Source organism: Kosakonia sp. HypNH10, assembly GCF_029850615.1.
Taxonomy (GTDB): Bacteria; Pseudomonadota; Gammaproteobacteria; order Enterobacterales; family Enterobacteriaceae; genus Kosakonia; species Kosakonia cowanii.
Genome location: NZ_JAOTIU010000003.1, coordinates 254,515 through 276,961, shown reverse-complemented (window position 1 = coordinate 276,961; position 22,447 = coordinate 254,515). Strand labels below are relative to the sequence as shown.

General features: G+C 56.3%; 18 protein-coding genes. 6 read left to right on the top strand and 12 right to left on the bottom strand.

Going from position 1 to position 22,447, the window contains the following annotated elements; all coding sequences use genetic code 11:
* Window positions 1–120: 120 nt before the first annotated feature.
* Window positions 121–1,113, bottom strand: a complete 993-nt coding sequence (locus N7V53_RS10710) for a sigma 54-interacting transcriptional regulator (protein WP_279793373.1) — start codon at window positions 1,111–1,113, stop codon at window positions 121–123.
* 463 nt (window positions 1,114–1,576) lie between these two features.
* Here N7V53_RS10710 and N7V53_RS10705 point away from each other — a divergent pair, with 463 nt between their 5' ends.
* Both N7V53_RS10705 and N7V53_RS10700 read left to right on the top strand, forming a co-directional pair.
* On the top strand, window positions 1,577–2,272 hold the full coding sequence (locus N7V53_RS10705) for a hypothetical protein (RefSeq protein ID WP_124968157.1): 696 nt from the start codon (window positions 1,577–1,579) through the stop codon (window positions 2,270–2,272).
* Window positions 2,273–2,287: 15 nt separating this feature from the next.
* Window positions 2,288–3,343 carry a hypothetical protein gene (locus N7V53_RS10700; protein WP_279793372.1) on the top strand — a complete coding sequence of 352 codons (1,056 nt, stop codon included), beginning with the start codon at window positions 2,288–2,290 and terminating at the stop codon, window positions 3,341–3,343.
* A gap of 56 nt (window positions 3,344–3,399) precedes the next feature.
* On the opposite strand, the gene N7V53_RS10695 is transcribed toward N7V53_RS10700, so the two are convergent.
* From N7V53_RS10695 to N7V53_RS10675, 5 genes are all read right to left on the bottom strand, one after another.
* Complete coding sequence (locus N7V53_RS10695; protein WP_279793371.1) at window positions 3,400–4,422, bottom strand: lytic transglycosylase domain-containing protein; 1,023 nt, start codon at window positions 4,420–4,422, stop codon at window positions 3,400–3,402.
* A gap of 179 nt (window positions 4,423–4,601) precedes the next feature.
* Window positions 4,602–6,509: a hypothetical protein gene (locus N7V53_RS10690; protein WP_279793370.1), complete on the bottom strand. Its 1,908-nt coding sequence runs from the start codon at window positions 6,507–6,509 to the stop codon at window positions 4,602–4,604.
* A 380-nt stretch (window positions 6,510–6,889) separates the two neighbouring features.
* Complete coding sequence (locus tag N7V53_RS10685; protein ID WP_279793369.1) at window positions 6,890–8,083, bottom strand: hypothetical protein; 1,194 nt, start codon at window positions 8,081–8,083, stop codon at window positions 6,890–6,892.
* Between the two features lie 436 nt (window positions 8,084–8,519).
* Complete coding sequence (locus N7V53_RS10680) at window positions 8,520–9,953, bottom strand: glycoside hydrolase family 32 protein (RefSeq protein WP_279793368.1); 1,434 nt, start codon at window positions 9,951–9,953, stop codon at window positions 8,520–8,522.
* Window positions 9,954–9,971: 18 nt separating this feature from the next.
* Window positions 9,972–11,213 (bottom strand): MFS transporter, encoded by a 1,242-nt coding sequence (locus N7V53_RS10675; RefSeq protein ID WP_279793367.1) that lies wholly within the window; start codon window positions 11,211–11,213, stop codon window positions 9,972–9,974.
* A gap of 224 nt (window positions 11,214–11,437) precedes the next feature.
* Here N7V53_RS10675 and N7V53_RS10670 point away from each other — a divergent pair, with 224 nt between their 5' ends.
* Window positions 11,438–12,445 carry a LacI family DNA-binding transcriptional regulator gene (locus N7V53_RS10670; RefSeq protein ID WP_279793366.1) on the top strand — a complete coding sequence of 336 codons (1,008 nt, stop codon included), beginning with the start codon at window positions 11,438–11,440 and terminating at the stop codon, window positions 12,443–12,445.
* A gap of 99 nt (window positions 12,446–12,544) precedes the next feature.
* Here N7V53_RS10670 and N7V53_RS10665 read toward each other — a convergent pair whose 3' ends face one another.
* The 5 genes from N7V53_RS10665 to ycgZ all read right to left on the bottom strand — a co-directional run bounded on the left by N7V53_RS10665 (window position 12,545) and on the right by ycgZ (window position 15,043).
* Window positions 12,545–13,453, bottom strand: a complete 909-nt coding sequence (locus N7V53_RS10665; protein ID WP_023478597.1) for a flagellin — start codon at window positions 13,451–13,453, stop codon at window positions 12,545–12,547.
* Between the two features lie 139 nt (window positions 13,454–13,592).
* The gene (locus N7V53_RS10660; protein ID WP_279793365.1) at window positions 13,593–13,901 is read right to left on the bottom strand and encodes a monooxygenase; all 309 of its coding nucleotides are present in this window, start codon (window positions 13,899–13,901) and stop codon (window positions 13,593–13,595) included.
* A 121-nt stretch (window positions 13,902–14,022) separates the two neighbouring features.
* Window positions 14,023–14,298 carry a biofilm development regulator YmgB/AriR family protein gene (locus N7V53_RS10655; protein ID WP_023478767.1) on the bottom strand — a complete coding sequence of 92 codons (276 nt, stop codon included), beginning with the start codon at window positions 14,296–14,298 and terminating at the stop codon, window positions 14,023–14,025.
* Window positions 14,299–14,335: 37 nt separating this feature from the next.
* Entirely contained in the window at window positions 14,336–14,527 is a 192-nt protein-coding gene (locus N7V53_RS10650; RefSeq protein WP_051372085.1) for a hypothetical protein, read from the bottom strand.
* A gap of 276 nt (window positions 14,528–14,803) precedes the next feature.
* Window positions 14,804–15,043, bottom strand: a complete 240-nt coding sequence (gene ycgZ, locus N7V53_RS10645; RefSeq protein ID WP_023478790.1) for a regulatory protein YcgZ — start codon at window positions 15,041–15,043, stop codon at window positions 14,804–14,806.
* 298 nt (window positions 15,044–15,341) lie between these two features.
* Between ycgZ and N7V53_RS10640 the strand changes: the two genes are divergently transcribed.
* Both N7V53_RS10640 and N7V53_RS10635 read left to right on the top strand, forming a co-directional pair.
* Window positions 15,342–16,562, top strand: coding sequence for a diguanylate phosphodiesterase (locus N7V53_RS10640; RefSeq protein WP_279793364.1), 1,221 nt, complete (start codon window positions 15,342–15,344; stop codon window positions 16,560–16,562).
* Window positions 16,563–16,653: 91 nt separating this feature from the next.
* The gene (locus N7V53_RS10635) at window positions 16,654–17,388 is read left to right on the top strand and encodes a MerR family transcriptional regulator (protein WP_279793363.1); all 735 of its coding nucleotides are present in this window, start codon (window positions 16,654–16,656) and stop codon (window positions 17,386–17,388) included.
* Between the two features lie 9 nt (window positions 17,389–17,397).
* Here the strand turns inward: N7V53_RS10635 and N7V53_RS10630 are convergent, their stop codons facing one another.
* The gene (locus N7V53_RS10630; RefSeq protein WP_279793362.1) at window positions 17,398–19,221 is read right to left on the bottom strand and encodes a glycoside hydrolase family 15 protein; all 1,824 of its coding nucleotides are present in this window, start codon (window positions 19,219–19,221) and stop codon (window positions 17,398–17,400) included.
* Between the two features lie 106 nt (window positions 19,222–19,327).
* Between N7V53_RS10630 and N7V53_RS10625 the strand changes: the two genes are divergently transcribed.
* Window positions 19,328–21,721 carry a phosphoketolase family protein gene (locus N7V53_RS10625; protein WP_279793361.1) on the top strand — a complete coding sequence of 798 codons (2,394 nt, stop codon included), beginning with the start codon at window positions 19,328–19,330 and terminating at the stop codon, window positions 21,719–21,721.
* The last annotated feature ends 726 nt before the right edge of the window (window positions 21,722–22,447 follow it).

Sequence of the window (22,447 nt, the reverse complement as noted above, 5' to 3'; positions counted from 1 at the left end):
TGGGTTGTATTTGGGTGTTGCGTTCATTAAGTGATAAACGAAGCCACCTGGTTCCATCGCAAAGAAAAAATTTATGCAGAAAACGCCGTCTGGCCCACCGCGAGAGGGGCGGGCGACATGTCAGGCGGTAAGTTTTAACAGTTTCAGGCGGTGGTAGAGGGTGCGCCTGGGGATCCCTAACTCAAGAATAACGTCATCAATACGATTACCGTGCCGTTTCAGGCAGTCGTGGATCAGGCTGCGCTCAATGCGCCGCAGTCGCTCTTTCAATAGCCCGCGCCCCTCCTGCTTTATCTCACAGCACAGCGGTGGCAAGCCCAGCACAAAGCGTTCCGCCGCCGCTTTCAGTTCGCGGATATTCCCCGGCCAGCTATGCAGCAGCAGGGTTTCATCCAGCACGGGCGACCCCGGCGGCAGCGGCTGGTTCAGGCGCATCGCCGCTTCCTGGGTGAAGCGGCGAAACATCGGCAGGATCAGCTCCGGCCGCGACCGCACGGTTGGCGTGGCAAGTTTAATCGTGTCGAGGCGAAAGAAGAGATCGCGGCGAAAACGCCCCTGCGCCACCAGCTGCGAGAGCGGAATTTGCGAGGCGGCGACCACGCGCAGATCGAGTTCAATACTTTTGGTGCTGCCGAGTCGCTCCACCGCCCGGTTTTCCAGTACCCGCAGCAGCTTGGCCTGCACCGTGAGCGGCATACTGTCTATTTCATCCAGAAACAGCATGCCGTGATTGGCGCTCTCGATATAGCCTGCGCGGGAGGTGCTCGCGCCGGTAAACGCCCCGGCCATCACCCCGAATAGCTCACTTTCGGCAAGTGTCTCCGGGATGGCCGCACAGTTAACCGCCACCATCGGGCCGCGACAGCCGGAAAGTTGATACAACCGCCGGGCCAGTGCATCTTTCCCGGTACCCGTCTCCCCCTCGATCAAGACATCAATTTTTAACGGTGCAATCGTATTTAAAATCTTATACAGATGGGCATGGATATCGGTCACAGGTTCCGGATAACCCGCCGCCGCATGTGGCCGGGAGTCAACCTGGCGTAAAACGTTATCCGCACTCCCCTCATCTGCAGTCCCCTGGATTAACTCTGTCCTGGTAAGACGAACCATACATTCTCCATTAGCTTCACGTAAGCGCGCCTTGCACGGGACGCGCGGGTAATTCAGCGCTTGTGGATTTTTTGGAAGTTGAGCCTGATGTAAAGAATTACAAATTTACAGCGGCCTCACTCTCACTCAATCACGTAATCCCCGCTATCAGTCCAGGATTATTATTTTGTAGGGATAGCCGCTCACCAGGTAAGGATTTCCTTACAGGATTTGAAAAAAGAGTCAAAAAAACAAAGCATTGAAGAATGCACGGCGGTGACGATAAGTTTCAAAACTCGGAATCCGCGTCACAAACGGAAATTTTCAGGCGGAACTACCCAGCAACAATCACCACTCACAGTGCGAGGTAGCATCAGCCCGAAAGGTAAAATTGTGCAATCAGCATGAATTAGGATTGCAAAATGTTACCGCTACTGCTGCTGCCCAACCAATCGCTGACTTATTAACTCTGAGGAACACATTTATGAAGATTCCAGGATTTGGTGGTGGAGCAACAAACGCAAACAGAGCCGATTTCCCGCCGGCGAATATGCCAGGCAAACCGGGGGGCACGCCGTCAGGTAAACCAGACCTGCCCGACCAGCCAGGCAAGTCCTCGCCTTTATCTTTCCTCAATAATTCGAAAATGGGCCCGCTCTCTTTTGCCAGTAACGCCTTTGGTGGCCTGAGTACGCTGGCGTCGCTGACCGGTCTTGGCGGCCTCGGAGGAAGCCAAAGTAACGGCCAGTCAAATGGTGCAAATGCGCCTGCGAGCGGCAGCAACTCCCTGCCGGGCGGTGGCTTAATGCAGCAGCTTATGATGCTGTTAGGCCTGCAACAGCTGTTGGGCGGCGGTAATAAGGCGCAGCAGCCGGAACAGCCGACGACCCCTGCGCCTTCCCAGGGCGCGAATAAGAGTGGTAACCCGCTTGAGCAGTTGATGCAGATGCTCCAGCAACTGCTTCAGCAACTGATGGGCCTTGATAAAGGCAAAGGGGCCGGGAGCGGAGAGCAGAGCGGTAATGCACCGCAGGCACCTGCTCAGGGAGCGGCTGACGGTGGTGGTCAGCAGGGCGGAATGATGCAAAACCTGCTGTCGCTGTTAGGGCTGACGTCACTGTTGCAGGGGCTGTTGGGCGGCGGTCAGGGGCAATCTTCCCAGAAGAATACGCAGCTCTAATTCAGGGGGGCTTATATGGTTATGCAAGTACCTGGCGCGGGGGGGATCACCCCCGCTTTTTCACCCGGCGGGCAACTGCCGGGTAACCTGCCATTAACCACTCCCCTGCCCGGATCTTCCTTGCCGGGTCTGGGTAACGATCTGCCGATCTGCTACTCCGGAACCAGCGGAACGCCGCTGGCGGGCCTGGGCGATCCGACCCAACAGTTCGATCAGCTGTTAAAGCAGGTTGGACTGGGTGCGCTTGTTGATCCCGCAGCCAATGAGGAAACGATGCCCGAAGCGTTATTTACCAGCGAAACCGCAGGTGAAGAAGCGCCGCAGGCAACGGGCGATGGCGTGCGGACCAGCGAGAAGGACACCAGCGTCAGGCCGACGGAAGAGAACCTGAAGGGCCGTCCGCCGGGAGATAACCGCAGCGCCGAGCAGATCATTGATGAAAACCCGGTGCTGAAAAACCTCGGCAATCAGAAAGATATCAAGCGCGAGCAGTTAAAAGAGCGTTTCGGCGACTGGACGGACGCCAATAAAGATCCGAAGAGTCGTGCTGATGCGGCGTACAACATGGCCTGCGTGTTAAACAGCATCAAAGGCCTTAATGCCCGTGATGGCAGCGAGCGAACGGAGATCTCTGCTAACGATAAAATAGAGGGCATCACGAAAGATGGCGACGCGCGTCACGGTACCGAGGCGGGCGTACTGAAGGATATCGCCGAACAGGGGCTGAAGATGTTGCCGGAGAATAAACAGCTGCCGCAAACCAATGATACGCACGTGCGTAAGGATGGTACCAATAAGGACAACTTCCAGTGGGGCATGGGCGAGTTCGGCAAGATATTGTCGAATATCCCGATTCTCAAATCTGTTGCTGCGCCTTTCTTCAACAACATTGGCGAGGCCCGTAACCTGGGCGAAGTCTTTACCGGTGGTCTGAAAGGACTGGCTGAGGGTGGTATGAGCGTGGCGCGCGGGCCGATTGGCTGGGGCATTACGGCCGCTACCGACACCGTGCAGATTGCGGTGGAGAATGCCGGAGGGAAAGGGAAGAACGAACCGCCGCCGTTTGCCTGATTTATTACCTTGCTGATGTTTGTCCCTGTACCTGGTACAGGGACTTTTTTTGCCTGCTATGCAGGTAACGTACCTTTGCCGCTGGAGATAACGTCGGCAAAATTGAGCACTTTCCCGACATAGGTTGCATCGCCGGTACCGGTTTTCGAGATATCTGTCAGATCGTTGACATTCACATTCCCCGGCCCTGAGTTATAGGCCCGCAGCCCGGCACCGAGATCGCCGCCAAACGCCTGCCGCTGCTCTTTCAAATAGAGCGCACCGGCCATAATGCTGTCTTTAGGGTTGGAGGGGCTGGCATCCGCTCCCAACAGATGCGGGTATCTGCTTTGCAGATCGGCGAAGGTGTTCGAATTGACTTGCATCAGGCCGCTGTCGGAAAGCCCATTGCCGCCGTTAACGGTGGTCGCATCGATTTTCCCGCGTGACTCCTGCCAGATTTGCCCCGCCAGCACTTCAGGCGGTTGGTCGGTCTCTCTGGCGGCATGCATTATCGCCTTCTCATGATCGAGTAGCGGCGCAGGTAAATGCAGTCCCGACTCGCCTTTTATCAGCGGAACGCCGCCAGATGTCGGTGTCTGCTGGGCAGGTGTGTTCAGGGCAGCACTGGAGGGAGAGCCCGGTTGTGCCGCAGTGCCAGGTTGCTCAGAGGCGCCGGCAGGCTGCTGCACTGCGGCGTTCACCGGTGCGGCGGGCGCAGCCCCCTCTTCTGCTGAGCCGCCCGGCATCCCGGCCCCGCCGCCGCTACCTGCTCCTGCTCCTGCGCTGTTATTTTGCTGCTGACCGGAAAAGAGCTGCTGCAGCATCATCAACAGTTGCAGTAATGCTTGTATTTGCGGGCCCAGCTGCTGCATTAGGCCCTGCATCTGCATCGGATCCATATTGCTCTCACTGTCGGGCGTGGCGGTGAGGCTACTGAAATCCGTGCCGCTCATGGCATCATTGCCAAAGTTAATCGCCTGGCTGCCGCCAGCAAAATCTGTCGGGCTGAACGAGGCAACGTTTTTTTCATTGAGCGCGCTAAAATCAGGCATTTGCGGCTGTATCGGCCCGAAAACCGGACCTGACGAGATATTCATCCTTCTGTCCTCTCAACAAAGGGTCATCATTAGCGCCAGTCACGCTGACGCATCCCTCCCGGTATGACCGGGGTATGATTGAGTGGAAAGCGCGAGGCGTGGGTTCCGGGCTGAGCGTGCTACAGCGAAAATTCAGGCGAAAAAAAAGCCGCATCGCTGCGGCTTTTAAGAGGGGGGGATCAGGAGGCCTTTTTCGGCTCTTCAGGCTCTGGCGATCCTGCTGGCCCTGCGGCTTCTGATGAGGCGGATGACCCGGACGCTGCTGATGACGCTGATGATGTCGGTAAGGAGTCCGGCAGCGGGATCATCTCGGCGATACGCTCGCTCATCTTCTCTGCTTCAGTTTCAAGTAGGGCGATGATGGCTTCGTAGTCGGCCTGCGTTAAATTCTCAGGCTGTGGGCTTTTGATATTCGCCAGCCCCGGGAAAGTTTGCCACCATGCATAGGTATCACTCCGGCGCATCTCGGGTGAACGCCCGGGCGGAGTGTTACGCAACGGGCCGGAGGTATGCGAATGGACGCTGGCGCTGTCCGATTCGCCCGCTGCCGGTGAATCGCTCCTGCGGGCTTCAACGGCAGGCGCTTGCGGCGAACTTTCACGTCGGGCTTCTACCTCCGGCGCTTCAGGCGATTCACGGCGGGCCTCTACCTCCGGTGCTTCCGGTGAACTTTCACGGCGAGCCTCAACAACTGGCGCTTCCGGCGATTCACGGCGGGCCTCTTCGGCTGGCGCCTGCGGTTCGGTTGACGGACCCGCTACCGGCGGTTCGCCTGCGGGCGGTCTTGCGCCGGAACTTACCGGCGCTCCCTCACCGGTAGTGGCGGCGGCCTTCGGGCGCAGCTTGTTTGCCACTGCACCCTCAGCTTCCTTATACAGAAGACCGAACAAGCCCTGCTGGAAGTAAGAATAGGCGTTCGGTATCAGGGCCGCCGCATTGCCCACACTTTCGCGGGAAGCGCGGAAGCTGCCTTTTTTCGCCAGCTCCAAAGCGATCTCAGCCGCCCCCTTCTTACTGTCGGTGAAAATTTTCTCGAAGCCACCTTTGGCCACGCGCGCTGCGCCCGAGCCGGTGCCTAAACCGAGGGCTTCCATCGCCTCAGAGGCTACCACGCTTAATGCACTCAGCGTGGTAACGCCCTCAACCCAACGTTTTGGCGATTTTGCGTGCGCCCACACCGCATCGAAGTGGCTACCCTCGCCACTATTCTTCTTGCCGTTGGACAGCGCCATATAACGATCCTTCCAGTCGTTACGGCCAAATAAAAACTCCGCGCCGTGCAGGTTGTCGTAGTAGTTTTCAACGACACCACTCAATGAACCTGCACCCGAGGTCAGGCCAAAACCAGCAATCTGATTAATGGCATAACCCGGCTTAAGCGCGCCTTGTATAATCCCCATCGGCTCTGGCCGCGGCTTATTTTCAGGTAATAGCTGAGTTGCACTGGAGATCCCACCGGTAATCGGGTTGCGGACGTTAAAGCCCGTCCCGCCCAGCGCCGTCATTTTTAATTTATGCAGAAAGGTATCGCGTTTTTTTGCCTCTTCCTGCATAAGAGGGTGCAGCGCATCCATATCCGCCTGCATCCATCTCGAATCCTGAATGCTGCTACCGATAACCCGTGTGAGCACGGCTTTAAACGCTACGGCGGTCATCCCCCCCGCCACGCCAGCGACAAAGTTGTGCATGGGAGTGCCCGGCTCCAGCTTCATCGCGCTTGCTATCCCCTTACCGACCAGATCGCCGGGGACACCGGAAAGGGCATAGGTCATGCCAATAGCCCCCTTTGCCTTAGCCATGATCATCGTGTCGCAGCTGCGAGCAAATTTGAGCACATCTTTTACCTGATCGTCCGTCTGGTGCAAATCATCGTGCAGGGCAACAGCTATATCATCCAGGTATTCATGTACATCCGCCCCGCCTCTACAGGCGTTATGCAGCGTATTCGCAATACGCCCAATCTCCGCTAAACGCGCCCTCGCAGCAGGGGTTGTCGTAGCGACTGCGCTGGTTGATGGCCCACCGCGCGAGGCCAGTTCAATCGTATCGTGCTGTACAGGGGAAGTTGGGCGTCTAATTCCTTCCATAATTCTCACTCCGCCAGGTTGTGCCGGTTATCAGCAACCGGTCAGTTGATGACTTGCGAAATGAGTAGCTCACCCCGCAACGATAGCGTTGAGTGGGATGCGAGCGGGCCCGGTTTCAACTTTGCGGAGATTTTTTAAGGTTTTGTGATGCAGTTAATAAAAAGCAGCCTGATGCGCTGCGATTCTGCGGGGAAAAGCGTTTTTTAACAGTTGATATGGACCGGTTAAAATCAAACGACTATGCGGAGCCACGCGGGAAAGTTATTCATAACTGTTCGTTTAATAACTTATCTATAAAGGGGATTTTTCCACGCTACTTAATTGCAGCATCAGGTAAACCACAAACTCCACGCAGTTGCGTGGAGTTTTTTTATCTTCTCTCAGGCAATCGCCAGTTCAATGACTTCAAAGAGTTTTTTCGCACCGGCGTTCGATTGCGTCAGCGTGATTTTTTGTTTTTTTCCCTCTTTCAGCCAGAGCGTAATCTGCTTATTCAACGCACCGGAAAAAGTCACCTTCTTAATATCACTGAACCGCGTGAAGAATTTGTCTTCAGCCTCAAACATGCCAGGTAAACAGAAGATAGCCTCATCGGTTAACACCACGCCACGATCGCCCTTTCCTGCCAGAGTTTCATCAAAGTAAAAAAGAAGATCGTCTTTCTTAAGCGGCGGTAATGTCCCCGCTGCGGCAACGGCCTGAATAAAATGAGCGATTTTTTTATCATTCAGTTGATCGTAGCGATAGAAGTGATGATCTTTGTTCGTCGCGTAGCGCTGCTCTGTTTCATGGCTCAACAGGTAGACAGGCTGTTCATCCGCAGGCGTGCTCACTTCAGCCAGCGAGCGGGTTAGCGATGCGCCCACGGCTCCGGCGCCAGGAACGATCGTCGAGGTGACCACCGTTTGGGTAACGTTGCGCGTATAGTCTGCAACGACGGTTCCTCGTGCAGTGGTGTATCCGCTAACGGATTGCGGCAGGGTTGCAGAGGTTTTTACCAGGCTCATCCTGAAAGCCGCGCGCAGCGAAGCGAAAATCGAGGCAATCAGCAGCATAATCATCGGTACAGACAGCAACATCACACAAAAGAGGAAAAAAGTGTGTTTTGGCGTAGCCGAACGTTCATTGAGACGCCCGACAGAGGCCACCGCCGCGATAAAGTAGACCACACCGCATCCTGCCGTCAGCCACACATTGCTGTCGCTATTAAGGTGATAAATAACAGGAATTAAGAGGCTGGCACAAAGCACTACGCTCAGCAGAGCATCCGGCAGCAAATTCTTAATACCTTCAAACGCTTTGCCGATGTTGTACAAAATCCAGCAGATAAGAACTATCCAACCAATAATCGGAATGGCCGCGGCGATTACCATCAAAATGAAGCTGATAACCATGCCACGCAGCATACCGGCAAGATGCCCTTCCGATGCCAGGTAATAAATAAAAAACAGCAGTGCAAATGCCATCATCCCGGGAAGAATAAAAATAATAGCTTCAGGCAGGAAAAATACGCCTGCCCAAACCACTGACAGCAGTAAAAAGCACAATCCGGGCCCCATATTCTGCTCTTTCACCGCCACATCCGTATAATTTGTCATTTTATTTTTTAACCTGTTGTTTACTCACGCCTTGCTGTGTGTTCGAAATCGCTTAATAAGTGAAATATTTCTGCAAAAAAAGCCGCTGATTAATTGAAGCAGCGGTTTCTGATCGTGTTATTTCTCGCGGAGAATATGGTTTCCGGCAGGTGCCCAGCGCCATGCATCAATATGATTCTCTGCGCATACTTTCCCGACAATTTGCTCATACGTACACCCCCCTGATTTGGGGGCTGTAACAAGATAATCCCGTCGGTACTCTACGCCGCTGTTCGTATGGCGTCTAATGATATATATCAATCACTTGAGTACTCTCACCTTAACGTCAAACAATTTGCGTTAGGGCGTTGTGCGAAGCGCTTTATCCCCATCATTAAAAAACTCCACGCACGGACGTGGAGTTTTCGCTCTCTTACGCCAGCGGCCAGGCCCCGGCTTCAATTACGCACGCCGAACCGCTCCACGCAAACAGCGCGAGCGCGCGCTTGTCAGCGTCAGGATAGATGCGGCTGCTGAGGCACGCCTCACCGTCGTTGACAAACACCTCAACTGACGAGCTGTCGAAGAAGAGACGCAGTTCCAGCGACGCGTTGATATCAACCGGCACGCTGCGCATACCGCACAGCCCATACTGCGGATAGTGGCGCGCCAGCACCAGGCGCTGCATCTGCACATCAACATAGACGCGCAGCCCCTCGCCGAGACTTACGCCATACTGCTCTGCACTGCTGTTGCCGCACTCCCAGCGTAAAAGTACTTCCAGCGCTTCGCCGCTCTCCGGCAGCGTGATTTGCTGATTCTCAAGCCGCGTAACCGACCACGGCATCCACGCGCCGCGCAGGGTTTCCACCTCTCTTGCCGGACGCATCTGCACGCGGTTGTCGGCGCTCAGGCTCACTTCGCGCGGCAGCGACAGCATCCCGGCCCAGCCATCCTGCTGCTCCGGCAACGGCGATTCCCACATATCCAGCCAGCCGATAACAATCCGCCGCCCATCAGGGGTCAGCAGGCTCTGCGGGGCATAAAAGTCATGACCGTGATCCAGCTCGGTAAACTCGCTTTCGCGTACAAAAGGCTGCCCTGGCTGCCACTGACCGAGGATATAGCCGCTCTGGAAGAGATTACGGTTGTTGTAGCCCTGCGCCGCGATGCCTTGCGGCGAGAACATCAGCACCCGTTTATCGCCGAGGGTGAAAAAGTCCGGGCACTCCCACATAAAGCCGAGCGCTTTTTCCGCCTCATCCAGCACGCCGGCGTCCTGCCACTCGCGCAGATCGTCGGAGCGGTAAAGACGAACATGGCCCGTTTCGCCGTCGCGTGCGCCGACGACCATGTACCACGCATCCCCTTCCCGCCACACTTTTGGATCGCGAAAGTGGTGCAGGCCGGGCGGCGTATCCAGCACCATCCCATGACGTTCAAAATGGATGCCATCCCGGCTGGTGGCCAGGCACTGCACCTGATACAGATTGGCCTCATCCGTGGCATCGCCGTGAAATTTATGCCCGGTGTAGATCAGCGCCAGCGTGTCGCCATCGACCACCGCCGAGCCGGAAAAGCAGCCATCTTTATCAGCCGGGCCTTCAGGAGCCAGCGCCACCGGCAGATGCTCCCAGTGCAGCAGATCTTTACTGCGTGCATGCCCCCAGTGCATCGGCCCCCACTGCGTAGAGTAAGGGTGATGCTGATAAAAGGCGTGGTACCAGCCATCAAACCAGACCAGCCCGTTCGGATCGTTCATCCAGCCTGCGCGCGCCGCGAGGTGGTAGCGCGGATACCAGCGCAGGTTTAACGTGTCTCGTTTGGCCACAAGCGCCTGTTCAGCGTCGGCAAGTGAATATGTCATAGTCGCTACTCTTTTCGGTTAAATGGTGGAGGGTTGCGGCATCAGCGGGTCAGCAGATGACTTACCGGAACGCAACAGGAAGATGGAGATAAAGGTGGTGGCGAAGACCAGCAGCCCCATGATCAAATAGGATTGTGCAAAGCCATACTTCTCATAGCTGTACCCCGCCAGCGGCGACAGCACCGAGGCGATCACCGAGCTGGTACAGGCGAAGCCCACCAGGTAGAGGGTTGAGGAGAGGCGTTTATCGAAGTGCAGGCTGTTGTACTTAAAGATCGCCACCAGCAGGATCGGCAACTCGACGGCGTGCAGCAGTTTGGTGATGGAGATAAGCAGCGGCCCCTCCACCAGCCCGGAGGCGATCATGCGCATTGCCATCACCATGCCCGCGAAAATCAGGCCGTTTTTCGCGCCAATCCTGTTTACCAGCCACGGCGCGCAGAACATGCCCGCCGCTTCAAGAAACACCTGGAACGAATTGAGGTAGCCATACATGGCGTTGCCCTCCTGCAAGGTCGGGAACTGCGACGAGAAATAGACCGGGAACTGCTGGTCGTAGACGCCGTAAATACAGGTGCCAATCACAAACAGCACCAGCGCCCAGAAACGCGGCAGCGTCAGTAAACCCAGCGCATCGGCAAGGGTTACTTTCCCGCCGCTCACCGCCTCCTGCATCGCGTGCGGCGCAGAGGAGACTTTTAAGCGCGCCAGCAGCACAAAGAAGATCAACCCGGAGGCGCTTGCCACCGCGAAGTTGAGTTTCGGGTTGATGTTAAACAGCAGACCGGCAAAAAAGGTCGCCACCGCCCAGCCAAGGGACCCCCACATCCGCGCTTTACCAAACTCAAACTGGCTCTGGCGCGCAACGCGCTCGGTGTAGGACTCCAGCACTCCGATGCCGCCATTAAAGGTTAAGCCGATATAGATGCCGCCAAACACGCTACCGAGCAGGATGTTGATCTGTAGCAGATAGCCAAACAGCAAAAAGGCAGGGCCGGAGAGCGCCAGCATGGCGGTCAGATACCAGAGCAGGTTTTTGCGCAGGCCGAGCTTGTCCTGAATAAAGCCATAACAGATCTGCGCAAACAGCGCGGAGACGGAGAGCACGGCGTAAATGATCCCGGTATCCCCCGCTTTCAGCCCCACCTCCTGATGAAGCCAGATGGAGAGCAGCGAGCCGGAAGCGGACCAGGTGACGAAAAAAAAGAAGAGTAAGGCACTGAGCAGTGGGTAGCTGTGAGCGTGATGGGCTTTCATCATGACAGTCTCATATTGGAGTTGTGCAGCGATGATAACGTTAACATTGTACGTCACTCATGGTGTTCTGCCGAGATTCATGATGTTAATCACAAGAGTTAACGTTAACATAACAGGAGTGAGAGGGAGATCAAACTCCGCGCCTGTGACGAAAGCGCAAATACGTTACGATAGCGCCCTCTCTGGCCGCAGTGATTGCGCGAGTAAGCCCGCATGGAGTAACAGATATGGCGTCTCTGAAGGATGTAGCAAAACTGGCGAATGTCTCGCTGATGACGGTCTCGCGCGCGCTCAACAGCCCGCAACGCCTCAAGCCGGAGACGCTGGCGCGGGTGCAGGCGGCGATTGAGCAGACCAATTATGTCCCGGATCTCTCGGCGAAAAAGATCCGCGGCGCGCACGCCTCGCCGAAAACCATCGGCGTGCTGGCACTGGATACCGTCACCACGCCCTTCTCGGTAGAAATTACCTTATCGATTGAAGAGACCGCACGCGCACACGGCTGGAACAGCTTCGTGATGAATATGTTCACCGATGACAACCCGGATACGATTGTTGATCTGCTGCTCTCCCACCGGCCCGACGGCATTATCTACACCACTATGGGGCTACGCCAGGTGCCGCTGCCCGCCAAGCTGCTCACCCTTCCCTGCGTGCTCGCCAACTGCGAAAGCCTGCACGATCAGGTCGCCAGCTATATTCCCGACGATGAACAGGGCCAGTACAGCGCGGTAAAAGCGCTGCTGGAGGCGGGTTATCGCCAGCCCCTTTGTCTGCATCTGCCCGAACCGCTGCTTGCCACCGCGCGTCGGCGTAAAGGGCTGGAGCGTGCCTGCCGCGAAGCCGGGGTTAACCCGGATACTCTCACTCACCGCTATATGGCGCTGGGTGACGAGCATTACCGTGATATTCCGGCGCAGGTGCTGGCGCATATCCGTGCGCAAAAGCCGCAGTTCGATTCGGTGATCTGCGGTAACGATCGCATTGCGTTTATGGTGTATCAAACGTTACTCGCGCAGGGGCTGCGCATTCCGCAGGATGTGGCGGTCGTCGGCTACGACAATATGGTGGGCATCGGCGAGCTGTTCCTCCCCTCCCTTGCAACGGTGCAGCTCCCGCATTATGAAATCGGGCGTCTGAGCGCCCTGCATATTATCAACGGCACTGAACACAAAAAGACCACGCGGGTTGCCAGCCCGTTTCTGCTGCGTGATTCGGTGCTGGCGGCTGATTAGTTTACTGCTTTGCCCAAGCTTTACGCCTCGTTAGCCACAAACCAAAAATCCACGCATAAGCGTGGATTTTTTATCATTCAACTAATGGACCCTGTGTCATTAACGCAGCAGCGACAGCATGGTCTGTGGCACCTGGTTGGCCTGCGCCAGCACGGACGAGCCGGCCTGTTGTAATATTTGCGCCCTGCTCATATTTGAGACCTCCGTACCATAGTCGGCGTCATTTATTCGGCTGCGCGCAGCGGAGAGACTGGTCGCCGCCTGATTGAGGTTGTTTATCGTCGATTCAAAGCGGTTCTGAAATGCCCCGAGCGAACTGCGTTGGGTATCGACGGCTTTTATCGCATCGTCAATGGCGGCAAGCGGATTATTGAGTATCGCACCGCTGTAGGGGGTGACGGTGCCATGGAGCACATCAAAGCCCATTGCTTTTACGCTACGCGCGTTACCGTGGATAAATTCGCCAGAGACTTCGCCAATCGAACCGGAATTTGCCCCCAGGTTATAGTCATCGCTGCCACCTATCGTGAGAACAATCTCTTCGCCATCATCAGCACCCACCTGGAAGCCGTAACCAAACGAACCAGAGCCGCTATCGAGAATTTTGATGCCGTTAAAGTCTGTCTGGCGGGTCACGCGGTTAATCTCGGCCATACGTTCATTCACTTCCGACTGAATAGAGTCGACGTCGGAGGCAGAGTTAGTGCTATTTTGCGCCTGCACGGCCAGATCGCGGATACGCTGCAAGTTGTTATTTATTTCGCTTAATGCGCCTTCAGCCGTTTGTGCCAGCGAAATAGCATCGTTGGCATTTCTTGCGGCCACGCCCATGCCGTTAATGCTGGAGGAGAAACGGTTGGCAATCGCCTGGCCCGCAGCGTCATCTTTCGCGCTGTTAATACGCAGGCCTGAGGATAAACGCTGAATTGCAGAGCTTTGCGCCGCCTGGGATTTATTAAGGTTATTTTGGTTGATGAGTGACAGCGTATTGGTATTGATAACAGCCATGCTACAACTCCTTGTAGAAATAGATTAAAACCAGCGGTGCGGTTATCTATTAGCATCGGCACGAGCATTGAAAACTTTATGCTCTTTAAGGAGATTGCGGTAACAAGCGCGATGAAGGCTCGCTACCGCATAACAAAATTTACCCCAGCTGGCCGTGATTTAGCCTTGTCAGAGGCTCATTGACGTCAAACAGTTTGACGGTGATGTTGGTGACACCAAACTGTTTTAACCGCGCCATATGTTTATCCATATAGCGCTGCGCGTTCGCTTCGCTGTCGAAGAGATAGATCCCTCCCGCTTCCTGAGCGAGCGCATTCTCGGTCCACACTTTCCACAGAAAGCCCGGCTCCCGGTTGATTGATTCGGCCAGCTCCACCAGCTGCCGCGACATCTCATCGCCAAATGGGCCGTTAAAATCGAAGTGAATCTGCACTACTTTACTGGCCATACTATCCTCCGTGATGGCATGTGAATAAGCCTGTTGACACTATTTCATCGCTCGCGTAATAGCAAAAAAAAATCCACGCCGGAGCGTGGATTTGCTGTCAGAGCAGGTGATGCCAGTACGGTTAAATATCGTCCGTTGTATGGTGTACAACGATTTCCAGGGTGTGGCGTACAATATCGCTTTTCACCACATCCTCTGTGGTCTCGATCATCTTGATCAATTCCAGGATCAAGGCTTTATGGGTAATACGTTCACCGGCTGCCATAACACCACGAATCGCCGCGCCCAGTACCACAGACTCCTCTGCGAGCGTCTCGCCACCGCTGCGAAAATACTCAGCAAGCGAGAGATCAGGCAAATTTTCATATTCGTGTGAATCCAGCAAAACCTGGCTCATCGTTTACCCCGTTTTTTAGTGATAATAACCGTGTCTGTTAATGTTTTTTCGAACTGCTGGCGCTGTTGTCGCCAAACAGCTGGAAAACGTTATCCCTGCTCTGCTCATCCCACTCATCGCGCTCGCTTCCCTTATCGCGCCTTAACGAGGCAAAATTATTGTTGCTGATTTCAGCAATAATCCGCCCCAGCATCTGCCGCCGCTGATTGTCCTGCTCGCTGGCCTCCATTGACCGCAGCCTGTTAATCAGCGCACGTGTGCTAATGGGTGAGTTATCTTTCAGAAGTGACAATACTGCCACTCCGATAAGTTCATCTGTCAGTTGCTCTATTTCACTACTATTCATAACTGCATCTCGGGTTGCCGCTACTTGCCGAACTGCAATTGCGGCATGAAGCCAATTCTCCCTTGGGGACGATTAACTTTTCTGCACGCGCATGAAGCGCTTCATCACCCCGCGAGAATTGACTCAAAAGCCAAAAGTATTGCCGTTGGTCAAACTCTGTTAGCGATCGAAAAGCAGGCCAATAAGCGTGTGATAGTGGCTCTCCTCTTCCGGACCAGAAGCCTGCTCCAGACGGCTCAGCAATTTAGTACAAATTGCCTTGCGGTTCAGGTTGCGTCCTTCGCTCAGGATCTCAACGGCGATCTGTCCCAGCGTCTGCTGCTGAGTCGGGAGTGATGCCTTGTTGAAATAGCGGGTAATGGCATTAGCTGTATTCGGAAAATAACCGTTCTGCTGCATATGTCACTCCTCAAATAGTCCATTAACTTGTTAAAGTAACGTTAAAGTTATACAAAAAACGCCGGTTTGTACATAGTAATTGTACAAGTTTGTTAGCCATCTAATGAATATTTCACAATCTTTATATTTATCAGGTGATTATAATCAGGAAAATTTTTACGCGGTTGAGCAAGGTTGTACAAGCTGAAAAGCCGCGTGTACAAGCGGCACAAACAGCATAATTCTCTGCTAAATCAAGGGAGACGAGGTACTTTTCATCTGGTAGTGTGAGCGCTCATTCACCCGTTTCGGAACGCTTATGCTCACCACCCTTATTTACCGCAGCCATTTTCGCGACAACGTATCGTTTTCGATGCTTGAAGGGATGGTGGAAGCGGCCAATCAAAAAAACAGCCAGGCCAACGTCACCGGCATTCTGCTGTTTAATGGCACCCACTTCTTCCAGTTGCTTGAAGGGCCGGAAGAGACGCTGGATCCGATTTACGAGGCCATCTGCAATGATGAGCGCCACTTTAACGTTGTGGAGCTGCTGCGCGACTACGCGCCGTCACGACGCTTTGGTAAAGCCGGGATGGAGCTGTTTGATCTGCGCGCCTATGACCGGGAAGAGGTGCTGCAAACGGTGCTGGATAAAGGCACCTCGAAATACCAGCTTATTTATGACGACCGCGCGCTGCAGTTCTTCCAGACCTTTGTCGAAGAGGGGCAGAAAGAGAACTACTTTGAGATCCCGGTCGACGACGAGTGGGAGTTCGTTCCCGATGGCAGCGCCGTCACCCTGCCCGCGTCCGTTGCCGCCACCAGCGCCGACTGCCGCTTTGCCTTCCAGCCGCTGATCGACCCCTTTGCCCGTAAAGTGGTGGCGATTGAAGCCTTGCTGCGTACCCCTTCGGGCGATGCACCGCAGGCCTACTTTGACGGACTGACGGGCGATGACCTCTATAAAGCCGATCTTGAGAGTAAGAAAGTGGCGTTCGCAATGGCCACCGCACTCGATATTGGCGCACAGACTCTTTCGGTTAACTTGCTGCCGATGACGCTGGTTGAAGTGCCCGGCGCGGTCGAATTTATCCTGCGCGAAATTGAGGCTAACGGCCTGGTGCCGGAGCAGATCATTGTTGAATTCACCGAGAGCGAAATCATTTCACGCCTCGAAGAGTTCACCGAAGCGGTGAAATTACTGAAAGGTGCCGGTATTCGCGTGGCGATTGACCACTTTGGTGCCGGCTTTGCGGGCCTGCTGCTGCTGGCGCAGTTCCAGCCAGACCGCATCAAAATCAACCGCGATCTGATCCAGGATGTGCACAAGAGCGGCTCACGCCAGGCGATTGTGCAGGCGATCATCAAATGTTGTACATCTCTTGAAATTCAGATCTCCGCCGTCGGTGTCGAGAAAGCAGAAGAGTGGATGTGGCTGGAGTCCGCCGGTATCTCCCAGTTCCAGGGCTACCTCTTTGCGCGCCCGGACATCAACGGTATCCCGGCGGTCTGCTGGCCAGAAAAACAGGACGATGCTTAATCGCTCCTTAAGTAAAGCTGTACAAAATGCTTGTACAGCCTGCAAGGGTTAACTAGTCTTTGCGGGTGTATATCGGCGTTACGAGGAAGTCATGGCGTTTTACAGTATTGGCGAAGTGGCAGAACGGTGCGGAATCAACCCCGTCACGCTTCGCGCATGGCAACGTCGTTACGGTTTGCTAAAGCCCCAGCGCAGCGAGGGCGGCCATCGTCAGTTTGACGAAGCGGATATTCTGCGCATTGAGGCGATCAAGCGCTTTATCGAAAGCGGCGTCTCGGTCAGTAAAGTAAAAGCGTTGCTGGATGAGTCGCCCGCCGCCGCCGAGCAAGGCTGGGCAAAAGTGCAGGAAGATCTGCTGGCAACCCTGCGCCAGGTCAACCCGGCGCGGCTGCGCGCCATGGTGCTGGATATGGGGCGTAAATACAGCGTCGATCAGCTTATCGATGAAGTGATTATGCCGGTGCGCCTGTTGCTGGCGCGGGATCAGAACACCGCGCGGGTGATCTTAAGCCTGCTTGACGGCGTACTGATCGACTTTGCGGTTACCCGCCTGGCGCTTAGCCGTCAGCAGGGAAGCAAAGAGGCGCTGTTTATCGCGTGGAACAATGACGATCGTACCCGCCTGTGGCTCGAAGCCTGGCGGCTGTCGCAGCAGGGCTGGTCGCTGGATGTGCTCGCCGATCCGCTCGACTCACCGCATCCGGAGTTTTTCCCGGGAAAGCAGCTGGTGGTCTGGACCGGCAAAGCGCTGACCCAGCGCCAGTCGCAGCAGTTTACCCACTGGCAAGAGCAGGGCTTCGCCCTCACCTTTCACGGTCCACAGTAACCCGCAGCCTTACGGCTGCCAGGTTTGCTGATTCCCGGACATCTTTTTATCTAAGTAAAATGCGGCGCTGATCAGCGCCAGATGGGTCAGCGCCTGCGGGAAGTTACCAAGCGGGAAGCCGCGCTCATCAAACTCCTCGGCGTACAACCCAAGGTGGTTGGCGTAGTGCAGCAGTTTCTCAAACTCAATGCGCGCTTCATCGACAAAATCCGCCCGCGCCAGGCATTCGACATACCAGAACGAGCACGGTGCAAAATAGCCCTCCTCCCCCTGGAGCGAATCCGCCGGGGTCTCCTCCTGCAAATAACGCCGCACCATGCCATCGCGCATTAACTTTGTGCGAATGGCATCAAGCGTTGCCAGCCAGTCCGGATCTTTGGCACCGATAAAGCGAAACAGCGGCATCAGCAGCATCGAGCCATCGACATCGCTGCCGTTGCGCGTTGAGGTGAAGTGACCCAGCTTCTCATTCCAGAAGTTATGCCAGATATCGTCGCGGATCTTCTGCCGCGTCGCCTCCCAGCGGGCAAACGGCATTGAAAGCGATCGCTTGGCACCCAGGCGCAGCGCGCGGTCGAGCGCCACCCAGCACATCAGGCGCGAGTAGAGAAAGTTCTCCGGCTCGCCGCGCATCTCCCAGATCCCGGCATCGGGCGAGTCCCAGATTTCGCAGACATAATCCACCAGCCGCATCACATGTCCCCACGCGCGATGGGAGATGTTGTCGCCATATTTGGTCGTCAGATAGACGGCATCCATCAATTCGCCATAGATATCGAGTTGCAGCTGTTTATAGGCTTCGTTGCCTTTGCGCACCGGCCTGGAGTTGAGGTAGCCGGCGAGGTGCGGTAACTCCTCTTCGGTGAGATCGGTTCCGCTGTCGAGGCGATACATCACCTGCAACTTTTTCGGGTCGAACTTACTGTTCTCCATACAGCTGCCAATCCACGCGCCGAAGGCTTTTGCTTCTTCGACGTAGCCCAGGCGGATTAACGCATAGCAGCTGAAAGAGGCGTCGCGCAGCCAGGTGGCGCGGTAATCCCAGTTACGCTCGCCGCCGGGCAACTCCGGCAGGCCAAAGGTCGCCGCCGCGGCAATCGAGCCGTAGCGCTGAGAGGTGAGCAGCTTCAGCACCAGCGAAGAGCGCGTTACCGCTTCGCGCCAGCGGCCGCTGTATTTGCTCTGCGCCACCCAGCTTTGCCAGTAGGCGAGCGTGCGCTGGCGCATCGCCGCCACCTGTTTTAGCGCCGCATGTTTCACTTTGCTGTCGCCGAGCACAAAGGTCGCCGTTTCGCCCGTTTTCAGGCTGAACTCCCCTTCGACCAGCCCTTTTTTCACCTGCAAGGTTTCGGATGAGGCCAGCGTCAGCGCCGCCCCCTTCTTGCCTTTGAAGTGATAAACCCGCTTATCTTCCTTTACCTCCGGCACGTCGCTGGCGTAATTGAAGCGCGGCGAGCAGTGAAGCTTAATTGTCGCCTCGCCATAGATAAGGGTGATTTGCCGCACGATCAGCGGGTTGGCTTCGTCATCCTCATTGATGGCGATAAAGTCCGTCAGCTCTACCATCGTCTCATTCGAGAGCCAGCGGGTTTGCAGCACGTTAGTATCCGGCAAATAGTGCTGAATGGCGCGCCAGCCCTCGCCCAACGGCGCAACGGAGAAGTAGCCGCCGTGTTTAGCATCAAGCAGCGAGCTAAAAACGGAAGGGCTGTCGAGATTGGGCCAGCAGAGAAAATCAATCGCCCCTTCAACGGTCACCAGCACGCAGGTCCGCAGGTTGCCGATAATGCCGTGCTTATCAATCACGGCGGTGGTCTGAGTGTCGGTTTTCATTCGGATCCTTATGCGTGCGGTTACGCTTTAAGCGTAGGTGACACAAAGGGTTCCCGCATCTGTGCCAGGCTTAACAGGAACTCATTTCACTGACGCGGAGAAACGCATGACGCAATACGCCTCACTTCCCGATGATCAACTGCAACTGATCGACCGCTACTGGCGCGCGGCCAACTACCTCTCTGTCGGGCAGATCTACCTGATGGATAACCCGCTGCTGCGCGAGCCGCTCAAGCCTGAACATATCAAACCGCGCCTGCTCGGCCACTGGGGCACCACGCCGGGGCTGAACTTTATCTATGCCCATCTCAACCGCGCCATTCGCCAGCACGATCTCGACATGATCTACATCTGCGGCCCCGGACACGGCGGGCCGGGCATGGTGGCGAACACCTGGCTTGAGGGGAGCTACAGCGAGATCTACCCGCAGGTGAGCCAGGACGCGCAGGGGATGAAAACCCTCTTTCGCCAGTTCTCCTTTCCGGGCGGCATTCCAAGCCACGCCGCACCGGAAACGCCGGGATCGATCAACGAAGGCGGCGAGCTGGGTTACTCCCTCTCCCACGCCTTTGGCGCAGTGTTTGATAACCCGTCGCTGATTGCCGCCTGCGTGATTGGCGACGGCGAAGCGGAGACCGGGCCGCTGGCGTCAAGCTGGTTCGGTATTAAATTCCTCAACGCCGCGCGCGATGGCGCGGTGCTGCCGATCCTCCATCTCAACGGTTATAAAATTGCTAACCCGACCATTCTCGGGCGTAGCAGCGATGAGGATTTGCTGCATCTGTTTCGCGGCTACGGCTACGAGCCGCTGATTGTCAGCGGTCATGAGCCGGAGAAGATGCACCGCCAGATGGCGCAGACTCTGGAGCAGGCGCTGGAGCGTATTCGCCACTACCAGCAGCAGGCGCGCAGCGGTGAAGCCGCTGAAGAGTTACCGCGCTGGCCGATGATTATTATGCGCAGTCCGAAAGGGTGGACGGGGCCGCAAACGGTGGATGGTAAAAAAGTGGAGGACTTCTGGCGCGCGCACCAGGTGCCGGTCTCCTCCTGCCGGGAAGATGACGGCCACCGGCAGATCCTCGAGGAGTGGATGCGCAGCTATCAGCCTGACGATCTGTTTGACGAGCAGGGGCGGCTGCGTCCGGAGCTGGCTGCGCTGGCGCCCGAGGGCGATAAACGCATGGGCGCAACCCCGTGGGCCAACGGCGGTCGTCTGCGCCGCGAGCTTAATACGCCTTCGATTGCCGATTACGCCGTTGATGTCACCTCGCCCGGCGAGACGCAGGCGGAATCCACCGCCGCGCTCGGAGCTTATCTGGCGGGAATATTCCAGCGCAACCGCGATAACTTCCGCCTGTTTGGCCCGGACGAAACCGCCTCGAACCGCTTAAGCAAAGTGTTTGATGTCACCAGCCGCACCTGGCAGGAGCCGGTGAAACCCTACGATGAGCAGCTTGCCGCCGATGGTCGGGTGATGGAGATCCTTAGCGAACATCAGTGTCAGGGCTGGCTTGAGGGCTATCTGCTCACCGGGCGTCACGGCCTGTTTAACTGCTATGAAGCCTTTATCCACATTGTCGATTCGATGTTTAACCAGCATGCCAAGTGGCTGAAGGTGACGCGCAAATTGCCGTGGCGTGAACCGATCTCATCCCTTAACTACCTGCTCTCGTCTCACGTCTGGCGGCAGGATCACAATGGTTACAGCCATCAGGATCCCGGTTTTATTGACCACGTGGTGAATAAGAAAGCCGATATCGTGCGCGTCTATCTGCCGCCGGATGCCAACACCCTGCTCTGCGTGGCGGATCACTGCCTGAAGACCTGGGATCGCATTAACGTGATTGTCGCTGGTAAGCAGCCTGCGCCGCAGTGGCTGAATCTTGAAGCGGCGCAGAAACACTGCGCGGCGGGCATGGGGATCTGGCACTGGGCGGGCACCGTCGCCGAAGGCGAAGAACCGGATGTGGTGATGGCCTGCGCCGGCGATGTGCCAACGATGGAGACGCTGGCGGCGGTCGATCTGCTGCGCGACTACTTCCCGGATCTGCGCATTCAGGTGGTGAACGTTGTCGATTTAATGGCGCTGCAAACGGAAGAGCAGCATCCGCACGGCCTGAGCGACGAGGCGTTTGACGCCATCTTCACGGCGGATAAACCAGTGATTTTTGCTTTCCACGGCTACCCGAGCCTGATCCATCGCCTCACCTATCCGCGTAATAATCACCGCAACTTCCACGTGCGCGGGTTTATGGAGGAAGGCACCACCACCACGCCGTTTGATATGACGGTGATGAATGAGCTGGACCGCTTCCACCTGGCGCAGGAGGCAATTGTGCGCACCCCCTCCCTGCAAGGTAAAGCGGATGCGGTGCTGGATGAGCTGGCCGAGAAGATCGCCGAGCATCACCGTTACGTGCGCGAGCACGGCGAAGATCTCCCCGAAGTCCGCGGCTGGAAATGGCCCTCCGCCCAGGGCGACGGCGGCGCACCCGAGTAACCTCTGCAACCGCCTATGCCGGATAAGGCGAAGCCGCCATCCGGCAATGGCGTGGCGGTGATAATGCCGGATGGCGCGTAAACGCTTATCCGGCCTACGCCGTTTCAGCGGGCTCCGGTTTGGTAGGCCGGATAAGGCGAAGCCGCCATCCGGCAATGGGTATGGCGGTGATAATGCCGGATGGCGCGTGAACGCTTATCCGGCCCACGCCGTTTCAGCGGGCTACGGTTTGGTAGGCCGGATAAGGCGTAGCCGCCATCCGGCAATGGCGTGGCGGTGATAATGCCGGATGGCGCGTGAACGCTTATCCGGCCTACGCCGTTTCAGCGGGCTCCGGTTTGGTAGGCCGGATAAGGCGTAGCCGCCATCCGGCAATCGATGACGCAGGGATAATGCCGGATGGCGCGTGAACGCTTATCCGGCCTACGCGGTTCCAGCAGCGACAGTTTTTCATTGGACGTCCATCTCACAGCGACGGTGTTGACCCCCGCTGAAATCGGCGAACCGGAGCGGGAATGACAAGGTCTGGACGCCATGGATGGCGGACAGAGGCGAACCGAGGCAGGGAGCGAGTCCGGTAGGGGCGAGCAAGCCGAGTCGAGCCGGCCGCAGTCAGGCACGCGGGAGGTGAGCGCAGTGCGCAGCACCGATTTCCTCGCGGGGCCGCGGGGATTGATAAGGGGAGCGCGGCCGCTTCCCTTATCCCGTTCACCGCACCGGTGATAA